The 17,167-nt window shown below is 73.5% G+C and carries 20 protein-coding genes; 3 read left to right on the top strand and 17 right to left on the bottom strand.

What is annotated here, in order from left to right; genetic code table 11:
* Positions 1 to 52: 52 nt before the first annotated feature.
* Both AB0I89_RS08130 and AB0I89_RS08125 read right to left on the bottom strand, forming a co-directional pair.
* The gene (locus AB0I89_RS08130) at positions 53 to 1,354 is read right to left on the bottom strand and encodes a cupin domain-containing protein (RefSeq protein ID WP_357122087.1); all 1,302 of its coding nucleotides are present in this window, start codon (positions 1,352 to 1,354) and stop codon (positions 53 to 55) included.
* 9 nt (positions 1,355 to 1,363) lie between these two features.
* Positions 1,364 to 1,669, bottom strand: coding sequence for a hypothetical protein (locus AB0I89_RS08125; RefSeq protein WP_334629546.1), 306 nt, complete (start codon positions 1,667 to 1,669; stop codon positions 1,364 to 1,366).
* Positions 1,670 to 1,826: 157 nt separating this feature from the next.
* On the opposite strand from AB0I89_RS08125, the gene AB0I89_RS08120 reads away from it, so the two are divergent.
* Positions 1,827 to 2,600 (top strand): DUF72 domain-containing protein, encoded by a 774-nt coding sequence (locus AB0I89_RS08120; RefSeq protein ID WP_357122083.1) that lies wholly within the window; start codon positions 1,827 to 1,829, stop codon positions 2,598 to 2,600.
* 7 nt (positions 2,601 to 2,607) lie between these two features.
* Here the strand turns inward: AB0I89_RS08120 and AB0I89_RS08115 are convergent, their stop codons facing one another.
* From AB0I89_RS08115 to AB0I89_RS08070, 10 genes are all read right to left on the bottom strand, one after another.
* On the bottom strand, positions 2,608 to 3,036 hold the full coding sequence (locus AB0I89_RS08115) for a DUF2267 domain-containing protein (protein ID WP_357122080.1): 429 nt from the start codon (positions 3,034 to 3,036) through the stop codon (positions 2,608 to 2,610).
* Positions 3,029 to 3,214 carry a hypothetical protein gene (locus AB0I89_RS08110; RefSeq protein WP_357122077.1) on the bottom strand — a complete coding sequence of 62 codons (186 nt, stop codon included), beginning with the start codon at positions 3,212 to 3,214 and terminating at the stop codon, positions 3,029 to 3,031. The genes AB0I89_RS08115 and AB0I89_RS08110 overlap by 8 nt, the downstream gene beginning before the upstream one ends.
* A 271-nt stretch (positions 3,215 to 3,485) precedes the next feature.
* Positions 3,486 to 4,355 carry a DUF72 domain-containing protein gene (locus AB0I89_RS08105; protein ID WP_357122074.1) on the bottom strand — a complete coding sequence of 290 codons (870 nt, stop codon included), beginning with the start codon at positions 4,353 to 4,355 and terminating at the stop codon, positions 3,486 to 3,488.
* A 48-nt stretch (positions 4,356 to 4,403) separates the two neighbouring features.
* Entirely contained in the window at positions 4,404 to 4,802 is a 399-nt protein-coding gene (locus tag AB0I89_RS08100) for a TraR/DksA C4-type zinc finger protein (RefSeq protein WP_355052436.1), read from the bottom strand.
* 151 nt (positions 4,803 to 4,953) lie between these two features.
* A complete protein-coding gene (locus tag AB0I89_RS08095) occupies positions 4,954 to 5,601 on the bottom strand; it encodes a uridine kinase (protein ID WP_357122071.1) in 648 nt (215 codons plus the stop codon).
* A gap of 44 nt (positions 5,602 to 5,645) precedes the next feature.
* On the bottom strand, positions 5,646 to 6,251 hold the full coding sequence (locus AB0I89_RS08090) for a winged helix-turn-helix domain-containing protein (RefSeq protein WP_357122068.1): 606 nt from the start codon (positions 6,249 to 6,251) through the stop codon (positions 5,646 to 5,648).
* A 258-nt stretch (positions 6,252 to 6,509) separates the two neighbouring features.
* Positions 6,510 to 7,076 (bottom strand): winged helix-turn-helix domain-containing protein, encoded by a 567-nt coding sequence (locus AB0I89_RS08085; protein WP_357122065.1) that lies wholly within the window; start codon positions 7,074 to 7,076, stop codon positions 6,510 to 6,512.
* Between the two features lie 49 nt (positions 7,077 to 7,125).
* A complete protein-coding gene (locus AB0I89_RS08080; RefSeq protein WP_357122062.1) occupies positions 7,126 to 7,614 on the bottom strand; it encodes a rhodanese-like domain-containing protein in 489 nt (162 codons plus the stop codon).
* A 37-nt stretch (positions 7,615 to 7,651) separates the two neighbouring features.
* Positions 7,652 to 8,107 carry a cysteine dioxygenase family protein gene (locus tag AB0I89_RS08075; RefSeq protein WP_357122059.1) on the bottom strand — a complete coding sequence of 152 codons (456 nt, stop codon included), beginning with the start codon at positions 8,105 to 8,107 and terminating at the stop codon, positions 7,652 to 7,654.
* 114 nt (positions 8,108 to 8,221) lie between these two features.
* On the bottom strand, positions 8,222 to 8,599 hold the full coding sequence (locus AB0I89_RS08070) for a signal peptidase I (RefSeq protein WP_357122056.1): 378 nt from the start codon (positions 8,597 to 8,599) through the stop codon (positions 8,222 to 8,224).
* Between the two features lie 146 nt (positions 8,600 to 8,745).
* Here AB0I89_RS08070 and AB0I89_RS08065 point away from each other — a divergent pair, with 146 nt between their 5' ends.
* Positions 8,746 to 9,138, top strand: a complete 393-nt coding sequence (locus tag AB0I89_RS08065; protein WP_357122053.1) for an ankyrin repeat domain-containing protein — start codon at positions 8,746 to 8,748, stop codon at positions 9,136 to 9,138.
* Between the two features lie 15 nt (positions 9,139 to 9,153).
* Entirely contained in the window at positions 9,154 to 10,104 is a 951-nt protein-coding gene (locus tag AB0I89_RS08060) for a DUF3500 domain-containing protein (RefSeq protein ID WP_357122051.1), read from the top strand.
* A 453-nt stretch (positions 10,105 to 10,557) separates the two neighbouring features.
* On the opposite strand, the gene AB0I89_RS08055 is transcribed toward AB0I89_RS08060, so the two are convergent.
* From AB0I89_RS08055 to AB0I89_RS08035, 5 genes are all read right to left on the bottom strand, one after another.
* Complete coding sequence (locus AB0I89_RS08055) at positions 10,558 to 11,316, bottom strand: methyltransferase domain-containing protein (protein ID WP_357122048.1); 759 nt, start codon at positions 11,314 to 11,316, stop codon at positions 10,558 to 10,560.
* 148 nt (positions 11,317 to 11,464) lie between these two features.
* Complete coding sequence (locus AB0I89_RS08050) at positions 11,465 to 11,956, bottom strand: DUF2231 domain-containing protein (protein ID WP_357122045.1); 492 nt, start codon at positions 11,954 to 11,956, stop codon at positions 11,465 to 11,467.
* A gap of 128 nt (positions 11,957 to 12,084) precedes the next feature.
* On the bottom strand, positions 12,085 to 12,825 hold the full coding sequence (locus AB0I89_RS08045; RefSeq protein ID WP_357122043.1) for a GAF and ANTAR domain-containing protein: 741 nt from the start codon (positions 12,823 to 12,825) through the stop codon (positions 12,085 to 12,087).
* A 178-nt stretch (positions 12,826 to 13,003) separates the two neighbouring features.
* Positions 13,004 to 15,295: an accessory Sec system translocase SecA2 gene (gene secA2 / locus AB0I89_RS08040; RefSeq protein WP_357122040.1), complete on the bottom strand. Its 2,292-nt coding sequence runs from the start codon at positions 15,293 to 15,295 to the stop codon at positions 13,004 to 13,006.
* Positions 15,296 to 15,372: 77 nt separating this feature from the next.
* The gene (locus AB0I89_RS08035) at positions 15,373 to 17,139 is read right to left on the bottom strand and encodes an ABC transporter ATP-binding protein (RefSeq protein WP_357122037.1); all 1,767 of its coding nucleotides are present in this window, start codon (positions 17,137 to 17,139) and stop codon (positions 15,373 to 15,375) included.
* Positions 17,140 to 17,167: the final 28 nt, after the last annotated feature.

Genomic DNA, 17,167 nt, shown 5'->3' with positions numbered 1-17,167 from the left:
ATCAATCCGGCGTGTCGTGACGCGAACCTCTTGATCAACCGCGGGGAGAGGGTCAGGCCGGCACCAGGACGGCCTCGCGCAGGAGGCGGCGGGCCAGGGTGACCCGGTCGGCGTCGTCCGGGAGGCCGGGTAGGTCACCGACCCGGGTCGCGGCCCCGCTCAGCAGGGCGCGGGTGGCTGGCTCGCAGTCGGCGGGCAGCGTGATCGTGCGGTCGAACAGCCGTAGCGCCACCTGGCCGTCCCCGTGCGGCAGGAGCTGCCAGCGCAGGCCGGGTCGCAGGGTGAGCCGGGAGTCGGCGTCCAGCGCGGCCAGCGCGCCGGCCTGGGCGAGTGGACGGATCGGCGCTGGGCGGGCCGCCGGCCAGGCGCGCTGGCGCAGCCGCGCGGCGACCGCGCCCGGGTCGGCCCGCAGCAGCCAGTCGCGCAGCGCCTCCACCGTCTCGGTCAGCTCCGGCTCGATGGCGTCCGGGTCGGCGACGTCGGTGCCGAACGGCAGGCTGGCCCGTAGCCGCTGGTCCTCGGCGGCCAGCGCGAGCAGTTCCTCGACGAGCGCGTAGCGGGTCAACGCGCGGATGCCCACGGTCAGGTGCAGCGAGCTGGCCTCCTGCGCCTGGGCGCTGTGCAGCCACCCGCGCGGCAGGTAGAGGGCGTCGCCGGGCGCGAGCACCACATCCAGCGCGGCGGGACCCTGAGCGGTGGCGCCGACCTCGTCGGCGCGGCCGCCCCACGGCTGCTTCTCCAGCGGGTCGGGCAGCACCGGCGGGTGGATCCGCCAGTGCTTGCGGCCGTCCACCTGCAGTACGAACACGTCGTGGGTGTCGTAGTGGGTGGCGAAGCCCTGGCTACCCGCCGGGGTGAGGTAGGCGTTGACCTGCAACGGCTGACGCAGCGCGAGGCCCAGGTCGCGGGCGAAGTCCACCAGTGGCGGCCAGATCCGGTGCAGGCCCTGCAACACCAGGGTGGCACCCCCGGCGTACTGCTCGAGGATCCGCTCGTCGAGCACCTGGTCGCCGATCTCGGCGCCGGCCCCGCCGCCGCCGGTCCAGCGGGCCGCCGGCACGAGCTGTCCGTCCTTGGCGACGCGCAGGAAAGGGGTACGCAGACCGCGCCGGCTGAGCAGCTCGTCGGCGTCGTCCGGGCTGAACAGGTCGGTGAACCCGGACGGGTCGGGCAGCTCGGCGGCGCGGGACAGCAGCGGGGTGTGGCCCCAGTGCGCGGCGGCGAACTTGGCGGGCTCGACCGAGACGCAACGCGCCAGCGCGGCGACGGCGCTCGCCGCGGCGGGTACGCCGTCGGGGGCCACGGACGGAACCGCCGGGCGGCCGTGGCCGCCCGGCGGGTCGAGGTACGTCATGGCGTGCCGCTACCGGGCGCTGCCGTCGGCGCCACCGTCCTGGTGACCCGGGGTCGCGCCACCGTCGGCCGGACCCTCCGCGCCACCGTCGGCGCCACCGTCCTGGTGACCCGGAGTCGCGCCACCGTCGGCCGGACCCTCCGCGCCACCATCGGCGCCACCGTCCTGGTGACCCGGAGTCGCGCCACCGTCGGCCGGACCCTCCGCGCCACCGTCCGCGCCACCGTCCTGGTGACCCGGAGTCGCACCGCCATCGGCCGGACCCTCCAGGCCGCCGCCGCCCGTGGTCTGCATGTCATCGTCGTTGAGTGCCATCGGTACTCCCTCGGGTGTGCCGCCCCGCCGTACGCCGGGGTCCGTCGTGCTGCGGGTGGTACCCCACGCGCGATCTTCTCTAACCCACACCGTAGACGCCGAACCGGGACGACACGGTCGGTTCGCGGGCGGCGGCGGAGAGTGCCAGGATGAGGCGGTGATCCTGGTGGGCACGTCGGGCTGGCAGTACCGGGACTGGCGGGGCCGCTACTACCCGCAGGGGATGCCGCAGCGCCTCTGGTTGGAGCACTTCGCGTCGGGCTTCGCCACCGTCGAGGTCAACAACGCGTTCTACCGGCTGCCCGAACGCGAGACGTTCGCGGCGTGGCGGGAACGGACCCCGGCGGACTTCTGCGTGGCGGTGAAGATGAGCCGCTACCTCACCCACATCAAACGTCTGCGGGAGCCGGCCGAGCCGGTGGCGCGGTTCCTCGGCCGGGCCACCGCCCTCGGCGACCGACTCGGCCCGGTGCTGCTGCAACTGCCACCGAACCTGCGGGCGGACGTCGCCGCGCTCGACGCGACGCTGCGGCTGTTCCCGCGGGACGTGCGGGTGGCGGTGGAGCCCCGGCACCCGTCGTGGTGGACCGACGCCACCCGGGCGGTCCTGGAACGGCGGCAGGCGGCGCTGGTCTGGGCGGATCGTCTCGGTCGACCGGTGGCCCCGCGCTGGCGGACCACCGACTTCGGGTACCTGCGGCTGCACGAGGGGCGGGCCCGACCGTGGCCGCACTACGGGCGGACGGCGCTCGGCTCGTGGGTCCGCCGGCTCACCGACGAGTTCGACGCGGACGAGCCGGCGTACGTCTATTTCAACAACGACCCCGGCGGCGCGGCGGTCACCGACGCCGTCGCGTTCGCGGCGCTGGCCCGCGGGGCCGGCCACCCGGTGTCCCGGGTGCCGTCCCCGCCGGACAGCGCCGCTCGATAGGCCGGTCTCAGGGCAGCATCATGGCGAGGTCCTTGGGCATGGTGTCCTTCACGTCCTGCCACTCGCCCTGGGTGACGTGCCGACGCAGGGTGTCGAGCACCACCTGCGTCACCCGCTCCGCGCCGCCCTCGGCGTCGTACGGGAAGCCCTGGCGGACCTCGTAGAGGAAGTCGTCGCGGTTGAGCTTGATCGGCACGTCGGACGGGTTCCAACCGTCGAAGTAGATCCCCCGGACCAGCACGGGCAACTGCTGGGCGAACTCGACGCTCTCGCCGACCGCCAACCGGTCCCGCAGCAGGTGCAGCACCGTGCGCAGCGCCGCGTACGACTGGTTGCGCCGCTCCTTCGGCCACCCGTAGGCGTCCTCGATGTCCTTGAGGATCAGGTTGGTCTTGTCCAGCGAACTCTCGAACGCGGAGATCATCGCGTCAGGCATCGGTCGACCCCCGTTCCGTGGCCTCCCAGCGTCGCTCGTCGGTACGTCGCGGCGGCCCCACGGGACCGCGCCGGGCGCGTACCGGGCTGCCCTGGGGGGCACGTCGGGCGTTGCCCGCCGTGCCGACCACGTGCAGGACGGCACCACGCCGTCGATCCGTCACCAGTCGAACCGTCATCCCCCGTCACCTCCGTGTCGTCTCCGGCCGTCGGGCGGCCGTCACCACCGTGCCCACCCTGCCCGGCGAGCGGGTGAGCCCACCCCACCCGGATCGGGTGAGACGCGGGGGTTCAAGCGCTGGACCGCGCTCGTCCATGATCTGCACAACTTCGGGGATGTTGCTGCTTCAAGCCGTCGTGAGGCAGCAACATCCCCGAAAGTGCTGCCCACCGATCGGGGCGTCCGCCTCGCCGACTCCCCAGGCGGCGCATTGGGCCAGCGCGAAGGTTTTACCTGTTCAGTAAGCCAATGAGTGTCGTCGCGTTGGTCTGCGCGTAGTCGCGGTAGCAGTTGTTCATGAGGACGTGCGTCTGGCCGGCGGAGTCGGCCAGCTCGCGCAGCTTCGGCGCCCAGTCCTTGAGCTCCCGCTTGGAGTAGTGGTAGCCGAACTTCTCGTGGATGTCCTTGCTGGTCCACTTGTCGCTGTGGCCGTGAAAGCGCATCACGGCCAGGTCACCGGTGGCGGCCAGCACCGGGGGCACCGACGAGCGGTGACCCTGCGGCATGTCCACGCAGACGTACGACAGGTCGTGCTCGCGCAGGAACGACAACGTCTCGTCGGCGTTGTCGCCGTCGAACCAGGAGGCGTGCCGAAACTCGTAGACCGGTAGCAGCGGGGCGCAGCGCTTCGCCACCTCCAGCAGGTACTGCTTGTTGGCCCGCTTGATCGTGAACCAGGGCGGGAACTGGAACAGCAACGCGCCCAGCTTGCCCGCCTCGACGAGGGGGTCCAGCGCCGACAAAAAGCGTGTCCACACCTCCTCGTACGCCTGCGCGGGCAGGTCGTCGGGGTAGACGTTCTTCTTCTCGGTCTCCGGCCGCAGGTCCTTGTAGAGCGCGCTGACCTTTGTGGGATGGCCGGTGAGCAGGCTGAACGCCTTGATGTTGAACGTGAACCCGGCCGGCGTGCGGTCGACCCAGAGCCGCGCGGTCGACTCGGCCGGCGGCGAGTAGTAGGTCGCGTCCACTTCGACCAGCGGGAACTGCCGGGCGTAGTACGCGAGGCGTTTCTCGGGGTTGTCCGCCGTCTGGGGATACCAGCCCGAGTCGAGCAGCGTGCGGTCGGTCCAGGACGCGGTGCCCACCAGAATGTCACCCATGGATGGAGTCCATCGTGTCGCGGACCGACCGGCAACCGCTGCCGTCGCTCAGGCCGCCCGCCGTTCGCGGGTCTGCTTGCAGGTGACACAGGTGGTGGCGGCCGGGAAGATCTCCAGCCGCTCGACCGGGATCGCCGCCTTGCAGCCCTCGCACCAGCCGTACGTGCCCTCGGCGAGGCGGCCCAGCGCGTGCTCGTACTGGGCGCGTCGGTCGAGGATCGTCCGCAGGAGGGACTGGGCGGTGTCCCGCTCGGCCGTCTTGGTGCCGCTGTCGGCCTGGTCGTCGCCGGCGGTGTCGCCGACCTCCACCAGACGCAGCACCTGACTCTGCAGGACGGCCTGGTCGTACTCCGCCGTCAGGTCGTCGTAGCGCGCCTGCAGGGACTGCCTGATCTGGTCGATCTCCGTCTGGGAGCGGCCGGTGTCGACCGTGTCGTGGACGAGCATCGCTGCCTGCCTTTCCTGGCCTGTGGTTCCGGTGAACCGGGTCCGGCGGCGTGGCGCCCCGGGTAGCGGTCGCATGCGGTACGCGGGCGATCACCCACGCTCTGTGAGCCGGGCGAGTACCCGCCGGACACGGCCCGCAAACGAGCCAATTTCAGCCCTCGCCGGGCGCCTCGACGAGCGCGGGATGGCGGGGGTCGTCGGCGCGTACGACCACGTCGGCGAAGCTGGCGGGAACCACCTCGTCGGCGTAACGGTCGAAGGCCGGCAGGGTCCACCCCCGGGCCGGATCGGTGCGGCGGCGCAGGGCCGCCGTGGACACCTGAAGGTGGACGGTCACGTCGAACGGCAGCGCTCCGCCGAGCAGGAGCGCGCCGCTGACCAGGACCACGCCGCCCGGCGGCAGGTCGACGTACGCGGCGCGGCTGGCCCGGTCGGCGACCGGGTCCCACAGCGACGGCAGCACCCGCCCGTCGCCGCCGGGGCCGGCCGGGTCGAGCACCTCACGGCGCAGGCCGGCCTCGTCGAGCCAGCCCTCGTAGTAGGCGTCCGGGTTGGTGCGGCCGAGTTCGAAGCGCAGCGACGCGGGGCGGAGGAAGTCGTCGGCGCGTACGTGCAGGACCGGACGACCCCGGGCTCGCAGCGGGTCGACCAGCGCGGCGGCCAGCTCGTCCGGGCCGGCGGCGGGAGCGCCGTCGACGGCGACGCGCAGCCGGGCGGGCTCGACGGTGGCCGAGGCGTCGGCGAGGCGGCCGGTCAGTTCGGCGACGAGCAGGTCGGGCGAGATGGGACGGATGCGCACCGGTCCATCCTGCCCCGCCCGGGAGCGGCGAGCGGTGGTGGCGGTCAGCCGGTGCGGTCGACGGTGACCCGCGCGTCGTCGGCCAACCGGTAACCCACGCCGTAGACCGTGGTGACCAGGGGCACGTCGACGCCGACCTTGCCGCGCAGCCGGCGCACGTGCACGTCGACGGTGCGAACCCCGGCGTGCTCGTAGCCCCACACGGCGTTGAGCAGTTGCAGCCGGGTGAAGACGCGGCGGGGGTGTGCGACGAGGTGCAGCAGCAGGTCGAACTCCAACCGGGTCAGGGGCAGCGGCTCGTCGTCGCGCAGCACCGACCGGGACGACGCGAGGATGTGCAGGGCGGGGATCGTCGGGGTGAGGGCCCGCACGGGTGACCGGTTGGCCGGCACACCGTCGGCGCGGCGCTCGGCCGGAGCGGAACTGGTGACCACGCCCTCGCCACGTTCGAGCAGCTCACGCGCGGCTTCGAGCAACCGCAGGGCCGGCGGCGTCAGCGACTCCTCGCAGGTCAGCGGGATGGACAGCGTCACGGTGAGCACGGGCGCGGCGGTGTTCGCCGGGCGGCGTTGACCGCCGGGAGGTCGACCGGGCACCGCGGGTTGGGACGTATGCCATCCGGCGCGCGACGAGGCGGGGCTGACCGACATGGTCCTCCTTGGGCTGGTCCGGGTATCTCCCCACGGCCCGGGACGCCGCTTCATCGATGCTTCCCGGCGTCCGGGCGAGGGTCAAGAGGCGGCTGCGTTGCATGAATGTGACAATTGACGAACGCATCGGAGCCAGACGCTCGCTCTGCGTACGAAGCCAGATGATTACAGCAGAGCCACCCGGATACCCCGTTACGGGGGTCCCCGTCCTGTTCACCATGCGGATACCGCCGCGCCCCGGCCGGCCAGCCGGCCCGCTCAGCGGGTGTGGTCCACGCTGATCCGCGCCTCGTCGCCGAGGCGGTAACCCACCCCGTAGACGGTGGTGACCACCTCCGCGCCGTCGAGCTTGGCGCGCAGCCGCCGGACGTGCACGTCCACGGTCCGGGCCACCGCGTGCTCGTAGCCCCAGACGTTCGAGAGCAACTGCAGGCGGGTGAAGACCCGGTGCGGGCGCTCGGCGAGAAAGAGCAGCAGGTCGTACTCGATGCGGGTGAGGGCGACCACCCGGTCGCCGTGCCGGACGGTCCGCGAGCCGGCCAGGATGCGGACGTCGGCGGTGTCGGCCACCGCGGACGCCTCGACGACGGTGGGGCGCGCGAGCGGTCGCGGCGTCTGCGGTACGTCGTCGGCGGGGCCCAGCCGACCCTCGCCGGCCTCGGCCAGCTCGCCGAGCAACTGCACCAGCCGGGCCAGCCGGGGGCTCATCGGCCCGGGGGCCAGGTCGAGGGTGATGGTGAGGGTGGGTCCGGTGCGCGGGCGGCCGACGGCCCGTCCCGGGTGACCCGGCGAGTAGGGACGGGTGGGGATCGCGACGACGGACATCATGCCTCCTGATGGCGGTACGCCCGCCACGCCCGGTGCGGCGTGGGGGTCAGCGGCGCGCCCAGCCGGCGGTGACCGGGGACGCGAGGGGGGTTGCGCGGTGCAGGGGGGTCGGGCCGAGCGCCGGTAGGCCGGCGATGCGCCAGGCGGCGAACCCGCCGTCGACGTCGGTGGCCCGGCGCAGGCCGATGTCCTGCAACGCGGCGGCGGCCAGTGACGAGGTGTAGCCCTCCTGGCAGAGGATCACCACCGGCACGTCGTAGTCGACGGCTTCGGGCAGCCGGGCCGGGCAGCGCGGGTCGAAGCGCCACTCCAGCACGTTGCGCTCGATGGCGAGCGCGCCGGGCACGACGCCGTGCGCGGCGCGTTGGGCCGCCGGCCGGATGTCGACCAGCAGGGCCCCGGCCCGGTACGCCAGGTGCGCCCGCTCCGGGTCCAGCCGGTCGAGCCGGGCACGCGCGGCCGCCAGGATCTCGTCGATGCCACGGGAGCCCGGCGGGGGCACGGGCGCCGGACACTGCTCGGCGGTGAGCTGCATTATCGAATCCTTCCGGGAACGAGAGGGTCGGGTCGATTCACCACGACCGGCCGGCCTCGGCGACCTCGGCGGCGCGCAGCCGACCGTCCAGGAGGTCGTAGCGGGTCATCCGGCGCAACGCCGGCCGGTAGACGTGCACGCTGACCGCCGGGTCCGCGCCGCGGTTGGTGACCCGGTGGACGTGGTGGGCGCCGAAACGACGGCCGGCGCCGGCGGGCAGCACGCGGGGCAGCAGCCGTCCCCGGCTCACCGCCTCCTCGGTGAGGGCGCCGGCCACCACCCGGAACGCGCCGGCGGAGCCGCCGTGGTCGTGCAGGTCGGTGCCCTGGCCGGGCAGCCAGCTCAGCGCCCACACCTCGTGGTCGTCGGCGGTGGCGAGTCGGGCGTACCAGCGTTCGCCGGGGTCGAAGCGCAGCGTCACCGGCCAGCCGGCCGGGTCGGCCCAGCGGGCGGCGACGGCGAGCAGGTCGGCGGCCGGACGATCGTGGGTCATCGGTGGTTCCTCGCGGGTCGGTGCGTGGGGTGCCCCCGTACTCTAGACGGCAAAGCCTATAGGTTTAGTAGGTAATTCCACATGTCGAGATGACCCGTGCGGTGGCCGGCCTGATCAGCGCAGGACCGGCGGCTCCACCCGGTAGCCGGGCAGCGACGGCCACCGGACGGTCAGCACCACCGAAGCCCGCTCCGCGTACCAGGAGTGGTCCACTCCCCGCCCCCACACCACGTAGTCGCCGGGGGCGGCCAACCGGACCGTCCGGTCCGGCAACTCCACCCGGAAGCACCCGTTGACGAGCACCAGCAGGGTCGTGCGGCGCTCATTGGTCGCCCACCGCGAGCGGGTCTCCCCAGGCGGGTGCACACCCCACTTCACCTCGACGTCGGTGCTGTGCCGGATCTCGCCCGGCGGCGCGAAGTGCCCGAGCAGCCAGCCGCCGTCGCCGACCCCGTCGACGCCCGCGTTACCCACGTAGACCGTCTCACCCATCGGACCTCCCCCACGTGCCGGCCGAGCAACCTATCAGGGCTCCGGCGGCCAGGGCCGTTTCACCAGGGCGGCCGCGCCTTGCCGGATCGCCGCCCGGACCCGCCGCAGGCCGGGCGGTTCTGCTGAAACGGCCCTAACCTGGACCGGTGACCGACGACCTCGACGCCGCGACCCTGGCGTTCGCGCACCGGATGTTCGACCTGGCCCGCGCGGGTGCCACCGAGGAACTGGCCGCCCAGGTCGACGCCGGGCTGCCGGTCAACCTGACCAACGACAAGGGCGACACCCTGCTGATCCTGGCCGCCTACCACTCCCACCCCGACACGGTGGCCGCGCTGCTGGCTCGCGGCGCGGACCACACCCGCACCAACGACCGGGGTCAGAGCGCCCTCGCCGCCGCGGTCTTTCGCAGCGCCGCCGACGCGGTCCGCGCGCTCCTCGCCGCCGGAGCCGACCCGGCGTACGGCAATCCCTCGGCGCTCGAGACCGCGCAGTTCTTCGACCTGCCGGAGATGGTGCGGCTGCTGCGGGCCGACTGACGGTATACAGGGGCGGTGGAAGATCCCCTGCCCGAACAGATGCGTGCCGCCGGCAGCGCCCTGCTGACCGCGCTCGACCCCGCGACCCGCGCCGACGCCGTGTACCCCTTCGACGACGAGCCGGCCCGGCGGTGGCTGGAGTACCGCCCGCGCCCGCGCCCCGGCGTCTGCCTCGCCGCGCTGGACATCGCCGGGCGCAAGGCCGCGCACCGACTGCTGGCCACCGCGCTCAGCCCATCGGCGTACGCCCAGGCCATGGCGATCATCGCGCTGGAGGAGGTCCTGGACCGGGCCGAGGGGTGGCGTCGCGGGCGGCACAGCGGCGACTACTGGATCGCCGTCTTCGGCGACCCGGCGCGCGACGACCGCTGGGCGTGGCGGCTCGAAGGGCACCACCTGTCGGTGACCATGACCGTCGTGGACGACCAGGTCTCCCCCGCGCCGGTCTTCTTCGGCGCCAACCCGGCCGCGGTGCGGTACGCCGGGCGCCCCGTCTCCCGACCGCTCGGCGTGGAGGAGGATCTGGGCCGCGCCCTGCTGGACGCGCTGGGCCCCGCCGGACGGGCTGCCGCGATCATCGCCGACGAGGCCCCGACGGACATCATCAGCGCCACCCGCGCCCGGGTCGACGGCCCGCTCGAACCCCTCGGCGTACCGGCCGACCGACTCGGCCCCACCGGCCGGGCGCTGCTCGACCAGATCGTCGCGCTCTACCTGGACCGGCTACCGACCGAACTGGCCGTACGCGAGGCGACCCGCCTCGCCGGCGGCCCGCTGCACTTCGCCTGGGCCGGGCCGACCCGGCCGGATCAGCGGCACTACTACCGGGTGCAGGGCGACGACCTGCTGATCGAGTACGACAACACCAGCGACGACGGCAACCACGCGCACACCGTGCTCCGCCGCCCCGCCAGCGACTTCGGCGCCGACATCCTGGCCGCCCACCACACCTCCCACCCCCACTAACCCGCCCGCCCCGCCCCGTCCGCCCCGCCCCGCCCCGCCCCGCCCCGCCCCCGGCGATCATGGAGTTGTGGTGGGAACGAAGGGTGCGAGCGGGTGCATAACGCCCACCACAACTCCATGATCGGCAGGCCGCGGAGAGGCGCCGTCCCAGGCGATGCCGCAGCCCGCACTCGCACCCGCGCCTATCCCCGCCCCCGCCCCCTTTCTCGTCGATCTTGCGATTTCTGTGGCGACTAAAGGCGTCAATGGGGCAAAACGTCCACAGCAAGTGCAAGATCGGCGCGGGGTCGGGCGCGGGGTCGGGCGGGGGCACGCGGGGGCGGGCGAGGCGCGGAGGTCGGGGGCGCGGGGGCGGTGCCGGGGCGCGCGGGGGCGGCCGGGGCGCGCGGAGTCGGGCAGGGCTCGGGGGTCGGGGCGCGGGGGCGGCCGGGGGCGCGGGGGCGGGGGGTGGGGTTAGGGGTGGGTTGCTTCGATGAGGAAGCGTTGGGCGTGGGCTACGAAGGGGCCCTGCTCGGCGATGCGGCGGTGTAGGGCTAGCAGGGGCGCGCGGTGGCGGTCCACATTGAAGCCCGGCACGGTCCAGACCACCTTGCGCAGGAACCAGACCACCGCGCCGATGTCGTGGAACGCCGCGCGCAGTGTGGCCCGGCGCAGGTCGACCACGCGCAGTCCCGCCGCCTCAGCGGAAGCGACCGCCTCCTCGGGGTGCCGGCCGTCCGGTGGTGGCAGTGGGCCGAGGATCGCCTCGCTCAGCTCCCGCATCGTGCCCGGCCCGATCTGCTGCGACAGGTACGTCCCGCCGGGGCGCAGCACCCGGGCCGTGTCCGCCCAGTCGGTGCGTACCGGGTGCCGGCTCACCACCAGGTCGAACGAGTCGTCGCCAAAGGGCAGCGCCGAGTCCGGCGCGACCGCCACCACCGTCGCGCCGAGCGGGCGCAGGTTCCGTCGTGCCACCAGGACGTTCGGTGGCCACGCCTCGGTGGCTACCAGCACCGTGGGCGGGTACGGGATCTCGGCGAGCACCTCGCCCCCGCCGGTGTCCACGTCCAGCGCCGCGTGGGCACGAGCCATCCGTTCGCCGATCAGCCGGGCGTATCCCCACGGTGGACGCTCTTCGGTGGCCCGGCCGGCCAGCCAGTCGAAACCCCAGCCGTCGACGGGCGCGGCGGCGGCCTCCGCGATCAGGTCCTCGGCGGTATGCGCGTCAGTCACGGCGATCAGCCTCGCCGGCACGCCACCCGAGCGGCAATCCATATACCCGGCGATTGATCGACTCGCGTTCCTGGAAGCCGTCCTGTCACCGAGCCGCCGACGCCCCGTCTTTCCGGAAACCGAGTCGATCACGCAAAGACCGAGTCGGTCAGGGGCGGGGGCGGACGACCTCGACCGTGCCACCGGCGAGGGTGTCCAGGCTGCCGGTCTCGACGCGGCCCCCGTCGAACTGGCGCATCAGCCGCGCGCCCAGGTACACGCCGACCCCGCCGGCCGCCAGCGCCACCAGCTCGGTGAACAGGATCGCGGCCGTCGCACCACGATCCGGCGAGTGGGCGCGGACCAGGCTGGTGATCAGGAACAGCCCCGCCATGGCGGCGTTCACCAGGTTGAAGGCGATGGCGGTACGGCGGGTGCCGTCGACCGGCACGTCCCACAGGTCGACCATGCCCGCGATGGCCGTCATGGCGGCGGCGAAGAGGGCGGCGACGCCGGTCCAGTAGCCGACCTCGCCGAGGAAGACCGGCCCGCCGGCGACGTCGGTGAGGTCGAAGACCGTGGCGCTGACGAAGAGCCCGAGCGGGAACGTCACCAACATCGGTTGGATGGGGTGCCCCTGCACCCGCAGCCGGCTCTGCATCGGTCCTCCCCAGGGTCAGGCGCAGTCCACCAGTACCAGGGTGCTACCCGAGCGCCCGAGAGGTGAAACGACGCCGCCCGACTCGCCGCCGACCGGGAGAACGGGCATCCACCCGTGCCGGTCGACGGTCAGCTCTCGCGGGGGCGGGAGACCGTCCGCACGAGTCGTTCGGCGACCTCGCGCAGCGGTATGTTCAGCGACGAGGCGGCGGTACGCAGCACGTCCAGGGCCTCGGCAGCCGGGCACCCCCGCTGCGTCATGATCACCCCGATCGCCTGGCCGACGACACCCTCGTGCAGGAGCGAGGCGTCCCGCTCACCCGCGAGCGCCTGCTGGCGGCCCCGGTCCCGGACGGCGGCCAGCAGCAGGCCGGCGTGTTCGGCGAGCAGCATCGCGGTGAGTTGGTGCTGTGGGGTGAGCACGTCAGGCGCGGCGGCGTACAGGTTGATCGCCCCGATCACCTGGTCGTCGATGTCCACCGGCGCGGAGATCACCCCCCGGACGCCGAGGTCACGGGCGCGCGGCGTCCAGGCCGGCCACCGTGGCTCGCCGGCCAGGTCGACCGCGAGGATCATCTCGCGGCGTCGGATCGCGGTCATGGCCGGCGTGTCGGGCCCGTGGCGCAGGTCGTCGAGGCCGGCCATCCGATCGTCGGAGGCGGCGAGGCTGGCCGGCTCGCCGGCGCGCAGCGCGGTGAACCCACACCAGCGCACCCCGGCCACCGCGTCCCGGGTGACCCGGACCAGCGCCAGCAGCGCCTCATCGAAATCGGTCAGGCCGATCAGGCCGGCGGTCAGCTCCCGCAACAGCGCGGCTGTCTCCAGCACACCGAGTCGTTCGACCACCGGTTCCCGCGTGTCCAGGTTCACCGTCGCACTGCCCTCGTACGCCCCCGCGCCCATCCCGCTGACGTCGTCACGTGTGCCATCGTCTGCTCTCTTCCGCCTTGACCGACCCGCCCTACTACCCTCGCAAACCGGGATCGAAACGGCGCACGCAGGGGTCTCTGCCCTACCCGGAGGTACGGCAGAGACCCCGCGAGCCAGGTCAGCGCGACGCGCTGCTGAGCCGGCGCCCGATCGAGGCGATCAGCCGGTCGAGCTCGGAGCCGAACGGGTTGTCGTGCACCAGGTACGTCCAGGTGGCGGTCGGCCGGACCAGGGTGCCGTCCTCGGGCTCCCAATCCTCATCGAATTCGGTCTCGTTGAACGTGGCAATGGTGCGCGCCTCGATCTCCGGGACGAGGTTGTTGAACGCCGGCACCGCGGCCCGGTGGAACTCGTCCAGCGGGTCGAGCCGCCCCAGCGCCCGCAGGTGTACGCCCTCGCGGACCTCGGACAGCTCGGCGAGGTGCTCGGCCCAGAGCCGGTCCAGGTGGAAGAGCGCGATCGAGCGGCCCGCCCGGGCGAGCAGGTCCTCGTCCATCTCGCCGGCCTTCTCGGGCTCCTTGTCCAGCAGCATCAGGGCGGCCACGTCGCTGGTCAGCAGGCGCTCGCGGCGGGCGGCCAGGGCGATGCGCTGCTGCTCGATCACCACGCTGTAGCGCCAGGTGTTGCGGTGGATCTCGTGGTTGACGCCCTCGGCGACCCGCTGGGCGTGCTCGACCGCGTAGTCGACCTGCTCGTCGGTGACCAGGCCGTCCGCGTTCATCCGCGGCGACGGGGGCACCGCGTCGGCGGCGTGCCGGACGACCAGGTCGTCCTCCAGGCTGACGAAGAAGACCGAGCCGCCCGGGTCGCCCTGCCGGCCGGCGCGACCCCGCAGCTGGTCGTCGACGCGGCGGCTGTCGTGCCGACCGCTGCCGATCACGTAGAGGCCACCCAGCTCGGCCACCCGGTCCCGGTCGGCCTGGTCGCTGCCGCCGAGGCGGATGTCGACGCCCCGGCCGGCCATCTGGGTGGAGACCGTCACCGCGCCGTACGCGCCGGCCTCGGCGATGATCGCCGCTTCCTCGTCGTCGTTCTTGGCGTTCAGCACCACGCAGGACACCCCGGCCGCGTTGAGCCCGGCGGCCAGCGCCTCGGACTCCTTGACGTCCAGGGTGCCGGCGAGCACCGGCCGCCCGGCGTCGTGGCAGCGGCGGATCTCGTCGATCAGCGCCTCGTCCTTCTCGGCGCGGGTGGCGTAGATCCGGTCCTGCTCGTCCTCGCGGACGCACGGCGTGTTCGGCGGGATCACCGCGACCTCGAGGTTGAAGAACTCCCGCAACTGGTCGCCGACCAGCACCGCGGTGGCGGTCATGCCGCACACCTTCGGGTAGAGCGCGATGAACGCCTGCACGGCGATCGTGCCGAGCACCTCGCCCTCGGCGGTGGCGTCCAGCCCTTCCTTGGCCTCGACCGCCGCCTGGAGCCCGTCGGGCCAGCGGCGGCGCTGGGCCACCCGGCCGCGCATCTCGTCGATCAGCTCGACCGAGCCGTCCCGGACGATGTAGTCCACGTCACGGTGCAGCAGGGTCTGGGCGTGCAGCGCCACGTGGACCGCGGAGAGCTGCTCGACGTGCTCCTCGTCGTACAGGTCGATGCCGAGCTTGGCCTCGACGGCGGCCAGGCCGGCGGAGGTGAACGCCACGCTGCGCCCGTCCTCGGCGATCGTGTAGTGCCGGCCCTTGCGCAGGCCGCGCACCAGCGCGGCGGCGGCGTGTACCGGGTCCTGCTCGCCCGGCACCGCGCCGGCGAGCACCATCGGCACCCGGGCCTCGTCGATCATGATCGAGTCGGCCTCGTCGATGATCGCCGTGGTCAGCACCGGCTGCACGCGGTCTTCCACGTCGGTGACGAGCTGGTCGCGCAGGTAGTCGAAGCCCGCCTCGCTGACCGAGATGTAGGTGACGTCGCAGGAGTACGCGTCGCGCCGCTCCTGGGGCGTGGACGCCTCGTTGACCCAGCCGACGGTCAGGCCGAGCAGCGTGTAGACGGGCTCCATCCACTGGGCGTCCCGGCGGGCCAGGTAGTCGTTGACGGTGAGCACGTGCACCGGACCGTTGCCGAGCCGGACGTGCCCGTACGCGGCGATGGTGGCGGTCAGCGTCTTGCCCTCACCGGTGGCCATCTCGGCGACCTTGCCGGAGAGCAGCGCCATCGCGCCGAGCAGCTGCACGTCGTACGGCCGCTGGTCGAGGCCCCGGCGGGCGGCCTCGCGGCCGACGGCGCAGATCTCCTCGTAGCCGGTGGCGGCACCGGCGGCCTCGGTCAGCTCGGCGTCGTCAAGCGCCGCGAGGTCATCCTCGCGCGCCTCGATCGCCGGCAGCAGCTTTTCCAGCGGAGCAAGATCCACGGTTGATCCCGGGCGCTGGAGGAAACGCCGGAACTTGCTCTTGAACCGTTGCGACACACCCATGAGCGGCAACGGTACGCGATTCTGGCCCGACACGGGCGGCCCGGCCGCCCGGCAAGTTTGGTCCCGCCGGGGCGCGGTCAGGCGACCAGCAGTTGGTGGGTGGCCAACTCCCGGTAGAGCGGGTCGGTGGCGGTCAGCTCGGCGTGGGTGCCCACGGCCACCACCCGGCCGCCGTCGAGGACGACGATCTGGTCGGCGTCCACCACGGTGGCGAGTCGGTGGGCCACGATCAGCAGCGTCCGGCGCACGGCCACCGCGTCGATGGCGCGGCGCAGCGCGGCCTCGTTGCGCGCGTCGAGGTTGCTGGTCGGCTCGTCGAGCAGCAGCACCGGCGGGCCGGCCAGCAGGGCCCTACCGATGGCCAGCCGCTGCCGCTCACCCCCGGAGAGCAGCACCCCGCCCTCCCCCACCTGCACGTCGAGGCCCTGCGGGGTGCGCTGGGCCAGGTGGGTGAGGTTGACCTCGTCCAGGACCTCGCGCAACCGGTCGTCCGTCGCGTCAGGGGCGGTGATCAGCAGGTTCTCGCGCAGCGTGCCGGCGAGCACCGGCGCCTCCTGCTCCACGTAGCCGAGCCGGGCCCGCAGCGCGTCGCGGGGCAGCTCCCGCACGTCCACGCCGTCGACCCGGACCGCGCCGGCGCTCACCTCGTAGAAGCGCTCGACCAGGGCCAGCAGCGTCGACTTGCCGGCCCCCGACGGGCCGACCAGGGCGGTACGGGTGCCGGTCGGCACCGCGAAGCTGACGTCGTGCAGCACCGACGCGCCGCCCGGGTAGCCGAACCCGACCCGGTCGAACTCGATCATGGGTGCGGCCCGGCGCGGGGTCGTCGTCGCGGGCCCGGCCGTCGGTCGGTCCGCCGCACCCTCCGCCGGCACGTCCAGGATCTCCTCGATCCGCTGCAACGCGCCCAGACCGGACTGCAACTGGGTGTACGCGCGCAGCACCTGACCCAGCGGCAGCGCCAGGAGGAACAGGTACATGACGAAGGCGACCAGATCGCCGACGGAGATCGCCCCGGCGGCGACCCGCGCCCCGCCGATGCCGAGCACGAGCAGGAACGCCCCCTGCACGGTGACCGAGCCGATCGGGCCGATCAGCGCCTGCACCCGGGCCACCCGCAACCCCGCCCCGTACGCCTCACGGGCGCTGACCGCGACGGTGTCCGCCTCCCGCGCCTCGGCCCGGCTGGCCCGGATGGTCCGGGCCGCCGAGATCGCCCGCTCCACCGCCGAGGTCATCTCGCCGACCCGCTCCTGGGCTGCGCGGGCCAACGCCCGGACCCGCCGGGCGAAGGTCGCCGCGAAGCCCAGCCCGAGGCCCACCCCGAGCAGGGTGACGCCGAACAGCAGCGGGTCGAGCAGCACCATCGCGGTGCCCGCCCCGACCACCATCACCGCCCCGGTGACGGTCTCGAACAGCCCGGAGGTGACCACCGCCCGCAGCAGGGTGGTGTCCGAGCCCACCCGGGAGAGCAGGTCGCCGGTGCGCCGCTGGTCGTACTCGGCGATGGGCAGCCGCAGCAGGTGGGCCGCCAGCCGTCGCCGGGTGCCCAGCACCAGCCCTTCGGCGGTGCGTTGCAGCAGGTAGTCGCGCAGGCCGCCGATCGCCGCGCCGAGCACCACGAGCGCAACCAGCACCGCCACCAGCCACCAGACCGGGTGCTCGCGGCCGATCCGGTCCAGGACCGACCGGGTGAGCAGCGGTTGGGCCAGTGCCGCCGCCGAACCGGCCAGCGACAGCACGCCCACCACGACGAGGGTGCCCCGATGCTCGCGCAGGTACGGCAGCAGGGCGCGTAGACCGACCGGACGGCTGTCGACCGGCGTGTCCGTCGAGGTGCTCATGGGGCGAACGGTAGCCGGCCCGCTCACC

Source organism: Micromonospora sp. NPDC049801, assembly GCF_040656575.1.
Classification (GTDB): domain Bacteria; phylum Actinomycetota; class Actinomycetes; order Mycobacteriales; family Micromonosporaceae; genus Micromonospora.
Note: the sequence above shows the minus strand (reverse complement) of the source record. Positions and strands in the feature narration are given on the sequence as shown.